Annotated in this window: 10 protein-coding genes; 6 read left to right on the plus strand and 4 right to left on the minus strand. The window is 62.6% G+C overall.

From position 1 onward, the window contains the following. The first annotated feature begins 8 nt into the window (after positions 1-8). The 6 genes from AC3IX1_RS04895 (at position 9) to AC3IX1_RS04920 (ending at position 9,274) form a co-directional block, all read left to right on the plus strand. On the plus strand, positions 9-1,367 hold the full coding sequence (locus AC3IX1_RS04895) for a DUF1329 domain-containing protein (protein ID WP_489387345.1): 1,359 nt from the start codon (positions 9-11) through the stop codon (positions 1,365-1,367). Between the two features lie 168 nt (positions 1,368-1,535). After that, on the plus strand, positions 1,536-2,627 hold the full coding sequence (locus tag AC3IX1_RS04900) for a WD40/YVTN/BNR-like repeat-containing protein (RefSeq protein WP_489387346.1): 1,092 nt from the start codon (positions 1,536-1,538) through the stop codon (positions 2,625-2,627). 16 nt (positions 2,628-2,643) lie between these two features. Beyond that, positions 2,644-5,163 (plus strand): efflux RND transporter permease subunit, encoded by a 2,520-nt coding sequence (locus AC3IX1_RS04905; RefSeq protein WP_489387347.1) that lies wholly within the window; start codon positions 2,644-2,646, stop codon positions 5,161-5,163. Between the two features lie 6 nt (positions 5,164-5,169). Then, positions 5,170-6,948 carry an acyl-CoA dehydrogenase C-terminal domain-containing protein gene (locus AC3IX1_RS04910; RefSeq protein ID WP_489387348.1) on the plus strand — a complete coding sequence of 593 codons (1,779 nt, stop codon included), beginning with the start codon at positions 5,170-5,172 and terminating at the stop codon, positions 6,946-6,948. 24 nt (positions 6,949-6,972) lie between these two features. Then, the gene (locus AC3IX1_RS04915; protein ID WP_489387349.1) at positions 6,973-8,616 is read left to right on the plus strand and encodes a fatty acid--CoA ligase; all 1,644 of its coding nucleotides are present in this window, start codon (positions 6,973-6,975) and stop codon (positions 8,614-8,616) included. Positions 8,617-8,932: 316 nt separating this feature from the next. After that, positions 8,933-9,274: a potassium channel family protein gene (locus AC3IX1_RS04920; protein ID WP_489387350.1), complete on the plus strand. Its 342-nt coding sequence runs from the start codon at positions 8,933-8,935 to the stop codon at positions 9,272-9,274. Positions 9,275-9,386: 112 nt separating this feature from the next. Here the strand turns inward: AC3IX1_RS04920 and AC3IX1_RS04925 are convergent, their stop codons facing one another. From AC3IX1_RS04925 to AC3IX1_RS04940, 4 genes are read right to left on the minus strand one after another with little or no spacing between them, the layout of a single operon-like run. Continuing rightward, a complete protein-coding gene (locus tag AC3IX1_RS04925; protein WP_046040259.1) occupies positions 9,387-9,608 on the minus strand; it encodes a formate dehydrogenase subunit delta in 222 nt (73 codons plus the stop codon). Next, the gene (gene fdhF / locus AC3IX1_RS04930; RefSeq protein WP_489387351.1) at positions 9,605-12,481 is read right to left on the minus strand and encodes a formate dehydrogenase subunit alpha; all 2,877 of its coding nucleotides are present in this window, start codon (positions 12,479-12,481) and stop codon (positions 9,605-9,607) included. Before fdhF ends, AC3IX1_RS04925 begins: the two co-directional genes overlap by 4 nt. Further along, complete coding sequence (locus tag AC3IX1_RS04935) at positions 12,478-14,037, minus strand: formate dehydrogenase beta subunit (protein WP_489387352.1); 1,560 nt, start codon at positions 14,035-14,037, stop codon at positions 12,478-12,480. Before AC3IX1_RS04935 ends, fdhF begins: the two co-directional genes overlap by 4 nt. Further along, positions 14,037-14,513, minus strand: a complete 477-nt coding sequence (locus AC3IX1_RS04940) for a formate dehydrogenase subunit gamma (protein WP_150754863.1) — start codon at positions 14,511-14,513, stop codon at positions 14,037-14,039. The genes AC3IX1_RS04935 and AC3IX1_RS04940 overlap by 1 nt, the downstream gene beginning before the upstream one ends. Positions 14,514-14,763: the final 250 nt, after the last annotated feature.

A 14,763-nucleotide genomic window follows, 5' to 3' on the forward strand; every position in this document is an offset into this window, starting at 1 on the left:
ATAACAACATGAAATTTGTAAAAACCGTGTTGGCCGCTTCGCTGGCCATGGTCTTCGCCGCTCAGGCACAGGCTGCTGTTTCACCTCAGGAAGCTGCCAAACTGGGCACCAGCCTGACCCAGGCAGGGGCTGAAAAAGCCGGGAACGCTGATGGTTCCATTCCTGCCTACAACGGTGGCCTGACTACCCCGCCAGCCAGCTTCAAGGCCGGCGACAGCATGCGCCCGGATCCGTTTGCCAGTGAAAAACCGGTACTGGTGATCGACGGCAAGAACGTCGATCAGTACAAGGGCCTGCTCACGGCGACCACGGTAGAACTGGCCAAGCGTTTCCCAACGTTCCGTGTCGACGTGTTCCCGACGCACCGCACCGTTTCGCTGCCTCAAGCGATTCTGGATAACGGCGTGAAGAACGCCAGCGGCGCCAAGTCCCTGGAAGGTGGCCTGGCCATCGACAACGTGCTGCCGGGCATTCCATTCCCGATTCCGCAGTCGGGCAACGAAGCGATGTGGAACTTCCTGTTGCGCTACCAAGGCGTCAGCATCAGCTCCAAGTACGACTCCTGGAACGTTGACTCCGCGGGCGTTCCTAGCCTGGCGACCACCGGGCAAGCGAACATCTCCTACCCGATCTATGAAAACCTCTCGCAGCCGATCAGCAGCGCCGACGTGTACTACCAGATGAAACTGGCGTACACCGGCCCTGCGCGCCGCGCCGGTGAGGCGATCATGCTCAAGGACGCCGCCAACCCGTTGCAGCAGCCGCGTCGCGCCTGGCAGTACTTGCCGGGGCAGCGTCGAGTCAAGCTGGCTCCGAGCCTGGCCTACGACACGCCAAACCCTGGTACCGCCGGTGCGGGCACCTACGATGACGTGTTCGTGTTCAACGGTGCGCTGGATCGCTACGACTGGAAACTGGTCGGCAAGCAGGAAATGATCGTGCCTTACAACACCTACAAGCTGACCTACGTGCAGGATCCCAAGTCGCTGACCACCGCCAATCACCTGTCACCTGACTTCGTGCGCTGGGAAAAACACCGCGTCTGGGTCGTCGAAGGCAACCTCAAGGCCGGTGCTCGTCACATCTACCAGAAGCGCCGCTTCTACCTCGACGAAGACAGCTGGACCGCTTTGGCCTCGGATCAATATGACGCTCGTGGTCAGCTCTATCGCGGTTCCTTCGCCTTCCTCAGCCAGAGCTACGACAAGCAGGTTCCGGACTCCACGCCGTTCATGATCTACGACCTGGTCGGCGGTTCCTACAACATCAACGGTGTAGTGGGCCCTTACGGTGGCATCAAGTACATCGAGCCGCTCTCCAAGGCCCAGTGGTCTTCGGAATCCCTGGCCGGCGCCGGCATTCGCTAAGCCAACCGCATTGTGTAGGAGCGAGCTTGCTCGCGATGGACGTTAACGATTACGCGTGTTTTCTGGATGCCCGCGTTGCCCTCCGGTCCATCGCGAGCATGCTCGCTCCTACAACGGCATGAGCTGCACGGCGCGAAGTGTGGCGCGGTTTTCCGAAGAGGACGCAGTATGTGTTCGTATAAAAATAATATGTTGCAGCTGGCGTTTGGCGTTGTGCTCGGCCTGTCGCAGGGCATTGCCCAGGCGGCCGATTACGTCGATGTGCTGGACCTGCCCGCCAGGGTCAGTGCCTTGGCCATTAACAGCCCGTTGTCCGGCATGACCCGCGCCGGTGGGCGTGTGATTACCGTCGGCCAGCGTGGCCATATTCTGTTTTCCGATGATTCGGGAAACCACTGGCAACAGGCCGCCGTACCGGCCAGTGCCGACCTCACGGCGGTGAATTTTCCGACCACCACCCAAGGCTGGGCGGTGGGTAATGACGGCGTGGTGCTGCACAGCAGCGACGCCGGCGCGACCTGGCAAAAGCAGCTCGACGGTCGTCAGATCGGCGCCTTGCTGGTCAAGCATTACACGGCGCTGGCCAGCGCCGAACCGGGCAATGAGCAATGGCCCCAGTTGGCTATGGAAGGCCAACGACTAGCCGATCAGGGCGCGGACAAACCGCTGCTCGGCGTCTGGTTCGCCAACGACAAGACCGGCTACGTGGTCGGCGTGTTCAACCTGATCCTGCGCACCGACGACGGTGGCCTGACCTGGACGCCATTCCAGGACCGCACCGACAACCCACAGGGTTTCCATCTCAACGCCATCGCCTCCACCGGCGACGGTGTGTACATCGCTGGCGAGCAAGGCCTGTTGCTCAAGTGGGACGACAGCGCCCAACGCTTCAATGCCGTGCCGACGCCTTATCAAGGCAGCTTTTTCGGCGTGCTCGGCAAGCCCGGCGAAGTGCTGATCTACGGTCTGCGCGGCAACGTGTTGCGCAGCACCGACGGCGGCCAGAGCTGGACTGCGCTGGACACCGGCCTGCACGTCAGCATCACCGCGGGCCTGATCGACGCCCGTGGCAATTATCGCTTGTTCACCCAGGGCGGGCAGATGCTGGTCAGCCAAGGGACGGGCGCGCAGTTGCATCTGAAGCAGCAACCGGCACCGACCCCGGTCGCCGGCGCCACCCAGTCCGCTGATGGCGCCTTGGTGCTGGCCGGCAGCCGTGGTGCCCGGACGCTGTCCGCCGATCCAGCCCTCGAACCCTAAGAGCGAGAACCCAGACATGGGCAATATCAAACAAGACGCCATGCCGGTGATCCGCGACCTGCGGGATTTCGACCACCGCTCCGGCAACCTCCTAGAACGGCTGGTGTTCAACTACCGCCCGCTGTTCATGCTGCTGATGGCGCTCGCCACCGTGGTGCTGGGCTTCATGGCGGTGACTCGCCTGGAGTTGCGCCCAAGCTTCGAAAAAATGATTCCCCAGAGCCAGCCCTACATCCAGAACTTCCTGGAAAACCGCGCTTCGCTGCGCGGCCTGGGCAACTCGGTGCGGGTGGTGGTCGAGAACACCCAGGGCGATATTTTCGACACCGAGTACCTCGACGTGCTCAAGCAGGTCAACGACCAGCTGTTCCTCACCGAAGGCGTCGACCGCGCGTGGATGAAGTCGCTGTGGAGCCCGGCCGTGCGCTGGACCGAAGTCACCGAGGACGGTTTCCAGGGTGGCCCGGTGATGCCCGACACCTATTCGGGGCAGCCTGAACAGATCGAACAACTGCGCCAGAACATCTCCCGCGCTGGCCTCGTCGGCAGCCTGGTGGCCAGCGACTTCAAGTCGACCATGCTGATCGTGCCGCTGATGGACAAAGCCGCCGCCGGTGGCCAGCGCATCAACTACCACGCTTTCTCGCAGATGCTCGAAGAGCAGTTGCGCGACAAGATCGAATACGCTGGCGACAGCGCTGCGCGTAAATCCGGGGTCGAAGGCACCGGCCATTACAAGGTGCGGGTGATCGGCTTCGCCAAACTCATGGGCGACCTGATCGACGGCCTGATCCAGGTGATGATGTTCTTCGGCCTGGCCGTGGTCACTTCGCTGATCATCATCTACGGCTACACCCGTTGCGTGCGCAGCACCCTGCTGGTGGTCGGCTGCTCGCTGATCGCGGTGGTCTGGCAACTGGGCATCGTCGCCTGGCTCGGCTACGCCATCGATCCGTACTCGGTGCTGGTACCGTTCCTGATCTTCGCCATCGGTGTGTCCCACGCCGCGCAGAAGATGAATGGCATCATGCAGGACATCGCCCGTGGCACCCACAAACTGATCGCTGCGCGCTACACCTTCCGCCGTCTGTTCATTGCCGGTGTCACCGCGCTGCTGGCCGACGCCGTGGGCTTCGCCGTGCTGATGCTGATCGACATCCCGGTAATCCAGGATCTGGCGATCACCGCCAGTATCGGTGTCGCGGTACTGATCTTCACCTCGCTGTTGTTGATGCCGGTGGCACTGTCCTATGTCGGTGTCGGCGCGAAAGCCGCCGAGCGTGCGCTGAAAATCGACAACCGCGCAGAGAAGCACAAAGGCTTCGGTAAACTGTGGGACGCGCTCGATCGCTTCACCACCGCCAAGTGGGCCACGGGCGCCGTTCTGGTCGCGGTGTTGATGGGTATCGGCGGTTTCATGGTCAGCCTGAACCTGAAGATCGGTGACCTGGAAAGCGGGGCGCCGGAGTTGCGCGCCGACTCGCGCTACAACCGCGACAACGCCTACATCACCCAGCATTACGCGCTGTCCAGCGACCTGTTCGCGGTGATGATCAAGACCGCGCCGGAAGGCTGCCTGAACTACAAGACCCTGGTCCTGGCCGATCGCCTGGCCTGGGAGCTGCAACAGTATCCGGGGGTGCAGGCGACCGCGTCCTTGGTCAACGCGGTACGCCAGATCACCGCCGGTACTTATGAGGGCAACCCCAAGCTCAACAGCATCCAGCGCAACCAGGACGTGCTGAACTACGCCGCCCAGCAAGCCTCGGTCAACTCCCCAGAACTGTTCAACACCGACTGCTCGCTGATGCCGGTGATCACCTTCCTCAAGGATCACAAGGCTGAAACCCTGGACGCGGTGGTGGCGATTGCCGACAAGTTCGCCAAGGAAAACAGCACCGCGGATCGCCAGTTCCTGCTCGCCGCCGGTACAGCCGGTATTGAAGCCGCGACCAACATCGTCGTGCGCGAAGCCAACCGCACCATGCTGCTGTACGTGTATGCGGCGGTGACGCTGTTCTGCCTGATCACCTTCCGCAGCTGGCGCGCCACGCTGGTGGCGCTGTTGCCGCTGGTGCTGACCTCGATTCTCTGCGAAGCCTTGATGGTGGCCATGGGCATCGGCGTGAAAGTCGCGACCCTGCCGGTGATCGCCCTCGGCGTGGGCATCGGCGTGGACTACGCCTTGTACCTGCTCAGCGTGCAGTTGCACTTCCAGCGCCAGGGCTTGCCTTTGTCCCAGGCCTACCGCAACGCCGTGTCCTTCACCGGCCGCGTGGTCGGGCTGGTGGGCATCACCCTCGCCGCCGGTGTGGTGTGCTGGGTCTGGTCGCCGATCAAGTTCCAGGCCGACATGGGCATCCTGCTGACCTTCATGTTCCTGTGGAACATGCTCGGCGCGTTGATCCTCATTCCTGCGCTTTCGTACTTCCTGCTGCGCGAACGGGCCCCTCAGCCCGGTTCTGTCGCGGCAACCGAAAACACTGAATCCACTGAACGTCCTGGCATGCCGCATGCCGTGACCACTTCCGAGTAAGCCAAGATGTCTGATTACAAAGCTCCCCTGCGCGACATGCGCTTCGTACTCAACGAGGTTTTCCAGGTGTCCCGGCTCTGGGCACAATTGCCCGGCCTGGCCGACGTGATCGATGAAGAGACCGCCGCCGCCATCCTTGAAGAGGCCGGCAAGATCAGCGCCGAAGTGATCGCACCACTGAACCGCGCCAGCGACGAACAGGGCTGCACCTGGAACGACGGCGCGGTCACCGCCCCGGACGGTTTTGCCCAGGCCTATCAAGCCTTCGCCGAAGGCGGTTGGGTGGGTGTCGGCGGTGATCCGCAGTACGGCGGCATGGGCATGCCCAAGGCGATTTCGGCGCAGGTCGAAGAAATGGTCAACTCGGCCAGCCTGTCGTTCGGCCTGTACCCGATGCTGACCGCCGGCGCCTGCCTGTCGATCAAGGCCCACGCCAGTGAAGAACTGAAAGCCACCTATTTGCCGAACATGTACGCCGGCACCTGGACCGGTTCGATGTGCCTGACCGAAGCCCATTCCGGTACCGACCTGGGCCTGATCCGCACCAAGGCTGAACCCCAGGCCGATGGCAGTTACAAGGTCAGCGGCAGCAAGATTTTCATCACCGGTGGCGAGCACGACCTGACCGAGAACATCATCCATCTGGTACTGGCGCGACTGCCGGATGCACCGGCCGGACCGAAAGGCATCTCGCTGTTCCTGGTGCCGAAAGTGCTGGTCAACGCCGACGGATCGCTGGGTGAAAACAACGCGCTGTCCTGCGGCTCCATCGAACACAAGATGGGCATCAAGGCCTCCGCCACCTGCGTGATGAACTTCGACGGCGCCACCGGCTGGATCGTCGACGCACCGAACAAAGGCCTGGCGGCCATGTTCACCATGATGAACTACGAGCGTCTGGGTGTCGGAATTCAAGGCCTGGCGCAGGGCGAGCGTTCGTACCAGAACGCTGTCGCCTACGCCCGTGACCGCCTGCAAAGTCGCGCACCGACCGGCGCGCAGCACAAGGACAAGGCGGCCGACCCGATCATCGTGCACCCGGACGTGCGCCGCATGCTGCTGACCATGAAAGCCTTGAACGAAGGCGGCCGTGCGTTCTCCAGCTACGTGGCCCTGCAACTGGACATCGCCAAGTACAGCGAAGACGCACCGACACGCCAGCGCGCGCAGGACCTGGTATCGCTGCTGACCCCGGTGGCCAAGGCCTTCCTCACCGACATGGGCCTGGAAACCACCATCCACGGCCAGCAGGTCTTCGGCGGCCACGGCTACATCCGCGAATGGGGCCAGGAGCAACTGGTGCGCGACGTGCGCATCACCCAGATCTACGAAGGCACCAACGGCATCCAGTCGCTGGACCTGGCCGGGCGCAAGATCGTCGGTAGTGGCGGGGCGCTCTACCGTCAGTTCGCTTCGGAAATCCGCGAATTCACCGCCAGTGCCGGCGCGGACCTGGGCGAGTTCACCCAACCGCTGAACGCCGCCGTCGACACCCTTGACGACCTGACCGCGTGGCTGCTGGACCGGGCACAAAACAACCCGAACGAAATCGGCGCGGCCTCGGTCGAGTACCTGCACGTGTTCGGCTACACCGCGTACGCCTACATGTGGGCACGCATGGCCAAGGCCGTGATGAGCGGCGATGCCGAGGACGATTTCTACACCAGCAAACTGGCCACCGCGCGTTTCTACTTCGCCCGGTTGCTGCCGCGTATCCACTCGTTGAGCGCATCGGCCAAGGCCGGCAGCGACTGCCTCTACGAGCTGCAAGCCGATCAGTTCTGATCGAAAGGACAAGGAACCTTAAACATGATGGCGACAAAAATAATTCCGCCCGCCGACGGTGCTTATGCCTATCCCTTGCTGATCAAGCAATTGCTGCTGTCCGGCGTGCGCTACGAGCCGGGCCGGGAAATCGTCTACGCCGACAAGCTGCGCTACAGCTACGAGACCCTCAACAAGCGTATTCGCCGCCTGGCCAATGCGCTGACGGCGGCCGGGGTCAAGGCTGGCGACACCGTGGCTTTGCTCGACTGGGACAGCCACCGTTACCTGGAATGCTTCTTCGCCGTGCCGATGATCGGCGCGGTGCTGCACACCGTGAACATTCGCCTGTCGCCGGAGCAGGTGCTGTTCACCATGAACCACGCCGAGGATGACCTGGTGCTGGTGCATGATGATTTCCTGCCCCTGGTCGAGCAGATCCACGGTCGGCTGGAAACCGTAAAAGGCTACCTGCAGCTCACCGATGACGAGGCGACCACCACCGCGCTGCCGGTGCTTGGCGAGTACGAGAACCTGCTGTCCCTGGCCCCGGAGCAGTACGACTTCCCCGATTTCGACGAGAACTCGGTCGCCACGCTGTTCTACACCACCGGCACCACCGGCGACCCGAAAGGCGTGTACTTCACGCACCGCCAACTGGTGCTGCACACCCTGAATGCCGTCGGCACTCTGGGCGCTTATCAGGGCCAGCCGCTGTTGCGTTCCGACGATGTGTACATGCCCATCACGCCGATGTTCCATGTGCATGCGTGGGGCGTGCCTTATGTCGCGACCCTGATGGGCATCAAGCAGGTCTACCCCGGCCGCTACGAGCCCAACAGCCTGGTCAGGCTGTACCGCGAAGAGAAGGTGACCTTCTCCCACTGCGTGCCGACCATCTTGCAGATGATCCTCAACTGTGAAGAAGGCAAGGCGACCCGTTTCGACGGCTGGAAAATGCTCTTGGGCGGCAGCGCGCTGACCCTGGGCGTGGCCAGCGAAGCCAATGCCAAAGGCATGGTGGTGCACGCCGGCTACGGCATGTCCGAGACCTGCCCGTTGCTGTGCCTGACCTACCTGCGCGATGAAGACCTGCAGCTGTCCGCCGAAGCGCAACTGCCGATCCGCATCAAGACCGGCACGCCGGTGCCGATGGTCGATCTGAAGATCATCGACGCCGAAGGCAATGACGTGGTCCATGACGGCGAGTCCCTGGGCGAGATCGTGGTGCGCGCGCCGTGGCTGACCCAGGGCTATCTGAAAGCCCCGGACAAAGGCGCGGAGCTGTGGCACAACGGCTGGCTGCACACCGGTGACATGGCCTCGATCGACCCATTGGGCGGCGTGGAAATCAAGGACCGCATCAAGGACGTGATCAAGACCGGCGGCGAGTGGATCAGCTCCCTGGAACTGGAAAGCCTGATCAGCGAACACCCGGGCGTGATGTCCGTCGCCGTGGTGGGCATTGCCGATGAACAGTGGGGCGAACGCCCGATGGCTATGGTCGTCTGCGAGCCGGGGCAATACCTCGACCGCAAGATCCTGGAGGTGCATTTGCAAACCTTCGTCGACGGCGGGCGCATCAACAAATGGGCGATCCCCAAGCAGTTCAAGTTCGTCGCCGAAATCCCCAAGACCAGCGTCGGCAAGATCAACAAGAAGCTGATTCGGGAAACTGAAGCGAACTGAGGGATAAACCTGCCGCCGTCCCCGATGGTTGCAAATTTTTTGTAGGAGCGAGCTTGCTCGCGATGGACTGGAGAGCGCCGCGTTTAGCCAGTGAACACGCGTTATCGTTAACGACCATCGCGAGCGAGCTCGCTCCTACAACGAGTCCAGCAGCAGGCGGTTTCTGGATAGCCCGGTCGGCGTCATCTTTGTCATAGTCCTCGCCAAAGATAACGCCCCGTTGGTCGCAGTTTTCAGCGCTTGTGCCAAGCTGAACGGGGTATTGAACCGCCGTGCATTCAATAGCCGGTCAGGCAGACCCCAGGAAGCCCACGACATGAACTTCACCCGTGCATCAAACGTCCGCAAAGAGTTCTACAAAGCCGTCTGGTTCTATTTCAAAGTGGTGTGGCCGATCTTCTCGATACTGCTTTTGGTGATCATCGCGATCGGCCTCGTCATCGCCCAACTGGAAGGATGGAGCCCTGATGACGGGGTCTACTTCGCCTTCGTGACAGGCCTGACCATCGGCTATGGAGAACTGGTGCCCAAGCTGGGCATATCACGGGTGCTGGCGATCCTGCTGGGTTTCAACGGCGTGCTGATGACCGCGACATTCGCGGCGATCAGCGTGCGGGCGATTGAAGTGACCGTGACGGCCTCGAGGAAGGGTGTGTAGGAGCGAGCTTGCTCGCGATGGTCTCAAGGACACCGCGCTTATCCAGGATTCGCGCGTTATCGTTGACGACCATCGCGAGCAGGCTCGCTCCTACAGTTTTTTGGTCAGCAGGCTAAGCCTCCCAACCCGCCCCAGTCACCGCCGCCTGCACCAGTGGGTGCAAATCCGCCCCCTGATGTTCCGTCTGCCAGGCCAGCAATTCCTTGCGCATGCTGGGCGCCCAGTACATCTGCATATGATTGCGCACGCTGAGCACCGCCTGTTGCTGGTCCGGCTGGCTGGCGAAGTACTGGGCGATCTGGTTGGCCATCTTGATCAGGTTGTCCGTGCTCATTTGCGCACCTCGGCTTTCTCAGGGTGCCGACGTTCCTTCAGCAGACGATGCTGTTCATCGCTGAATTCCTGGAAGCGTTTCTGCCACTCCGAAGGGTGATAAACGCGGCTGACCTCCACGGCGGTGACCTTGTACTCCGGACAGTTGGTGGCCCAGTCGGAGTTGTCGGTGGTGATCACGTTGGCCCCCGATTCCGGGAAGTGGAAGGTGGTGTACACCACGCCTGGGGCGACCCGTTCGGTGATCCGCGCACGCAGCACGGTCTGCCCGGCGCGGCTCCCGATGCCGACCCAGTCACCTTCGTTGATGCCACGGCTCTCGGCGTCGGTCGGGTGGATTTCCAGGCGGTCTTCGTCATGCCAGGCGACGTTGTCGGTACGCCGCGTCTGGGCGCCGACGTTGTACTGGCTGAGGATGCGCCCGGTGGTCAGCAGCAGCGGATAGCGACTGTTGACCTTCTCCTCGGTGGGCACGTAGCCGGTGAGCATGAAGCGCCCCTTGCCGCGCACGAACTCATTGATGTGCATGGTCGGCGTGCCATCCGGTGCCTCGGCGTTGCACGGCCATTGCAGGCTGCCGTGGCGGTCCAGTTCGGCGTAGCTGACGTTGGTGAAGGTCGGCGTCAGGCTGGCGATCTCATCCATGATTTGCGACGGATGCTGGTAATTCATCGGGTAACCCAAGGCATTGGCCAGGGCCACGGTGCCTTCCCAGTCGGCCTTGCCGCCCAGCGGTTCCATGACCTTGCGCACCCGGGAGATGCGTCGTTCGGCGTTGGTGAAGGTGCCGTCTTTTTCCAGGAACGAACTGCCCGGTAAAAACACGTGGGCGAATTTGGCGGTTTCGTTGAGGAAAATGTCCTGCACCACCACGCACTCCATGGCCGACAAAGCGGCGGTGACGTGCTGGGTATTCGGGTCGCTCTGGGCGATGTCTTCGCCCTGGCAATACAGGCCCTTGAAGCTGCCGGCCAGGGCCGACTCGAACATGTTGGGGATGCGCAGGCCCGGGTCGGGTTGCAGGGTGACGTTCCAGGCCTGCTCGAACTGCGCCCGTACCACCTCGTTGGAGATGTGCCGGTAACCGGGTAACTCGTGGGGGAAGGAACCCATGTCACAGGAGCCCTGTACGTTGTTCTGCCCGCGCAGCGGGTTCACGCCCACGCCTTCGCGACCGATGTTGCCGGTGGCCATGGCGAGGTTGGCGATGCCCATCACCGAGGTACTGCCCTGGCTGTGCTCGGTGACACCCAGGCCGTAGTAGATCGCCGCGTTGCCACCGGTGGCATACAGGCGCGCAGCGGCACGGATGTCGGCAGCGGGTACGCCGCAGACAGGGCCAAGGGCTTCCGGCGAGTTTTCCGCACGGCTGACGAACTCACTCCAGATCGCGAAATCGCTGTCCTCGCAACGGGCGTCGATAAAGGCCTGGTTGAGCAGTCCTTCAGTGACAATCACATGAGCCAGCGCATTGAGCATGGCGACGTTGGTGCCGGGGCGCAGGGCCAGGTGATACTCGGCGCGGGCATGCACCGTATCCACCAGATCGATGCGACGCGGATCGATGACAATAAGCCGCGCGCCTTCACGTAGGCGGCGTTTGAGTTGGGAGGCGAACACCGGGTGGGCGTCGCTGGGGTTGGCGCCCATCACCAAAATCACGTCGGCCTGCATCACCGAGTCGAAACTCTGGGTGCCGGCGGACTCGCCAAGCGTTTGCTTCAGGCCATAGCCGGTCGGCGAGTGGCAGACCCGCGCGCAGGTGTCGACGTTGTTGTTGCCGAAGGCGGCGCGCACCAGTTTTTGCACCAGGTAGGTTTCTTCGTTGGTGCAGCGGCTGGAGGTGATGCCACCGATGGAATCGCGGCCGTAGGTTTGCTGCAAGCGGCGGAATTCGCTGGCGGCGTAGGTCACCGCCTCATCCCAACTGACTTCCTGCCACGGGTCGCTGATGTTTTTGCGGATCATCGGCTTGGTGATGCGATCCGGGTGGGTCGCATAACCCCAGGCAAAGCGCCCTTTGACGCAGGAGTGGCCGTGGTTGGCCTGGCCGTTCTTGTCCGGAACCATGCGCACCAGTTGGTCGCCTTTCATCTCGGCGCGGAACGAGCAACCCACCCCGCAATAGGCGCAGGTGGTGATCACGCTGCGTTCGGGTTGCCCCAGTTCAACCACGCTTTTTTCCATCAGCGTTGCGGTAGGGCAAGCCTGCACACAGGCGCCGCAGGACACGCATTCCGAATCGAGAAAGTTATCCCCACCGGCAGCGGCCACGCGTGATTCAAAACCGCGCCCGGTAATGGTCAAGGCAAAGGTGCCCTGGGTTTCCTCGCAGGCACGCACGCAGCGGTTGCAGACGATGCACTTGCTCGGGTCGTAGTCGAAGTAGGGGTTGGACGTGTCCTTCACGTCGGCCAAATGGTTGTCGCCTTCATAGCCGTAGCGCACTTCCCGCAGGCCAACCTGACCGGCCACGGTTTGCAGCTCGCAGTTGCCGTTGGCCGAGCAGGTCAGGCAGTCCAGCGGGTGATCGGAAATGTACAACTCCATGACGTTGCGCCGCAGCGTCGCAAGCTTTGGCGTCTGGGTGTGCACGCTCATGCCTTCGCTGACCGGCGTGGTGCAGGACGCCGGATAACCGCGCATGCCGTCGATCTCCACCAGGCACATGCGGCAGGAGCCGAAGGCTTCCAGGCTGTCGGTGGCACAGAGTTTGGGAATGGTGGTGCCCAGCAGCGCAGCGGCGCGCATCACCGAGGTGCCTTCGGGCACGCTGATGCTGCGGCCATCGATGTTCAGGGTGACTTGCACCTGGCTGTCGCGGGCCGGAGTACCCAGGTCAATGTCTGTTTTCGGGTCGAAGAGAGTGATCATTGCTCGGCCTCCGAGGCTTGCAGACCGAAGTCAGCGGGGAAGTGCTTGAGGGCGCTGGCCACGGGATAAGACGTCATGCCGCCCAACGCGCACAGCGAACCGTATTGCAGGGTGTCGCACAGGTCCTTGAGGATGATCACCTGTTCATCGCGACTGTTCTGGTCGGGCGCGGCCAGCAGGCGGTCGATCACCTCGACGCCCCGGGTCGAGCCGATGCGGCAGGGGGTGCATTTGCCACAGGATTCCTCGGCACAGAACTGCATGGCGAAGCGCGCCATGCGGGCCATGTCGAGGGTGTCGTCAGCCACCACCACACCACCGTGACCGAGCATCGCGCCGATGGCCATAAAGGCTTCGTAATCCAGCGGCGTGTCGAATTGCGAAGGTGGCACCCAGGCGCCAAGAGGACCTCCCACCTGCGCAGCTTTCAACGGGCGGCCACTGGCGGTGCCACCGCCGTAGTCTTCCACCAGTTCCCGCAGGGTCAGGCCAAAGGCCCGTTCCACCAGGCCGCCGCGCCGCACATTGCCCGCCAGCTGGAAAGGCATGGTGCCCAGGGAACGGCCCATACCGTAGTCGCGATAGAACTGCGCGCCCTTGGCCAGAATCAGCGGCACCGAGGCCAGGGTCAGCACGTTGTGCACCAGCGTCGGCAGGCCGAACAAGCCCTGTAACGCGGGGATCGGCGGCTTGGCGCGGACGATCCCGCGCTTGCCTTCGAGGGAGTCCAGCAGCGCGGTTTCTTCACCGCAGATGTAAGCACCGGCCCCGACGCGCACTTCCATATCGAAGGCCAGGCCGCTGCCGCCGACATTGGCGCCCAAATAACCGGCATCTCGGGCGATGTTCAACGCTGCGCGCAGCGTGGCCACGGCATCCGGATATTCCGAGCGCACATAGATGTAGCCGAAGGTGGCGCCGACGGTAATGCCGGCAATGGCCATGCCTTCGATCAACAGGAAGGGGTCGCCTTCCATCAGCATGCGGTCGGCAAAGGTGCCGGAGTCGCCTTCGTCGGCGTTGCATACGATGTATTTCTGCGCAGCCTGAGTGCCGCGAACCGTGCGCCATTTGATCCCGGCCGGGAAGGCCGCGCCGCCACGGCCACGCAGGCCGGAATCGAACACCGCCGTCGCGGTTTGCTCGCCGCCAATGGCGATGGCCTGGGTCAAACCCTCGAAACCGCCGTGGGCCCGGTAATCCTCCAACGACAGCGGCTGGGTAATGCCGGCGCGGGCGAACAACAGGCGTTGTTGAGTCTTCAGATAAGGCAACTCTTCCACCAGGCCCAAGGCCAGCGGATGAGCGGATGGCTCGCCTTGCAGTGCATCGAGCACCGACGGCACATCCGCAGCCGTCAGCGGACCGAAGCCGAAACGGCCTTGCGGCGTGTCCACTTCCAGCAGTGGTTCCAGCCAGTACAGGCCACGCGAGCTGGTGCGTTGTATCTCCAGGGGCACAATGCGTCCCCGGGCATGGGTGATAAGGGCTACTACAACCTCTTCGGCGCCCACGGCACGGGCCACCGAATCACGGGACAGATAGAAAGCCGGCATCACGCGTCCTCCCGGCAAGCGTCGAGCAATGCATCCAGACGCTCGGCACTGAGCCGCGCATGCACCCGACCATCCAGCTCCAGAGCCGGCGAACAGGCGCAGGCGCCAAGGCAATACACCGGACGCAAACTGATGCTGCCGTCAGCGCTGCTGCCGTGATCGTCCAGTTGCAGGCGCTCGCGCAACTGCGCGGCAAGCTGCTCGGCGCCACGGCTCTGGCACGACTCCGCCCGGCATAGCCGCAGGATATGCCGCGCGGGCGGCGTGGTACGGAAGTCATGGTAAAAACTGATCACCCCACGAACCTCGGCCTGGCTGAGGTTGAGGGCATGGGCAATCTCGGGGACGGCGACATCGGGGATGTAACCGATGCGCTCCTGAATATCATGAAGAATGGGCAACAGCGCACCCGGAGTACCCTTGTGGCGCTCCAGCAGACTGTTGACCACAGGCAGGTGCAACATCTCATCAGGCATTCAGCAATCCTCACGGTCACGGACAAACCAGGCGGTCGTCGGTTGTCCGAAAGTGTCGGCTGCGGCATTCACACCACGTCACGGTATCGTGGCATCTACAGACCGTCGGCCAGGGCACCCTGAGCGGGCATCTTGTTGTGCCCGGCACGGTCTTTGCCGCGCCTCTATAGGGGCATAAAAGCCAGATTGCCACGCGGCCCTTGATTCGGCCGCACCAGAGCGACGTGTTTGGTTCTGTCTACGACCTTGT

This window comes from Pseudomonas sp. KH_046_2, from assembly GCF_057838985.1.

Coding starts and splice junctions, on each gene's coding strand:
- AC3IX1_RS04895 (WP_489387345.1), top strand. CDS start 9: ATGAAATTTGTAAAAACCGTGTTGGCCGCTTCGCTGGCCATGGTCTTC.
- AC3IX1_RS04900 (WP_489387346.1), top strand. CDS start 1,536: ATGTGTTCGTATAAAAATAATATGTTGCAGCTGGCGTTTGGCGTTGTG.
- AC3IX1_RS04905 (WP_489387347.1), top strand. CDS start 2,644: ATGGGCAATATCAAACAAGACGCCATGCCGGTGATCCGCGACCTGCGG.
- AC3IX1_RS04910 (WP_489387348.1), top strand. CDS start 5,170: ATGTCTGATTACAAAGCTCCCCTGCGCGACATGCGCTTCGTACTCAAC.
- AC3IX1_RS04915 (WP_489387349.1), top strand. CDS start 6,973: ATGATGGCGACAAAAATAATTCCGCCCGCCGACGGTGCTTATGCCTAT.
- AC3IX1_RS04920 (WP_489387350.1), top strand. CDS start 8,933: ATGAACTTCACCCGTGCATCAAACGTCCGCAAAGAGTTCTACAAAGCC.
- AC3IX1_RS04925 (WP_046040259.1), bottom strand. CDS start 9,608: ATGAGCACGGACAACCTGATCAAGATGGCCAACCAGATCGCCCAGTAC.
- fdhF (WP_489387351.1), bottom strand. CDS start 12,481: ATGATCACTCTCTTCGACCCGAAAACAGACATTGACCTGGGTACTCCG.
- AC3IX1_RS04935 (WP_489387352.1), bottom strand. CDS start 14,037: ATGCCGGCTTTCTATCTGTCCCGTGATTCGGTGGCCCGTGCCGTGGGC.
- AC3IX1_RS04940 (WP_150754863.1), bottom strand. CDS start 14,513: ATGCCTGATGAGATGTTGCACCTGCCTGTGGTCAACAGTCTGCTGGAG.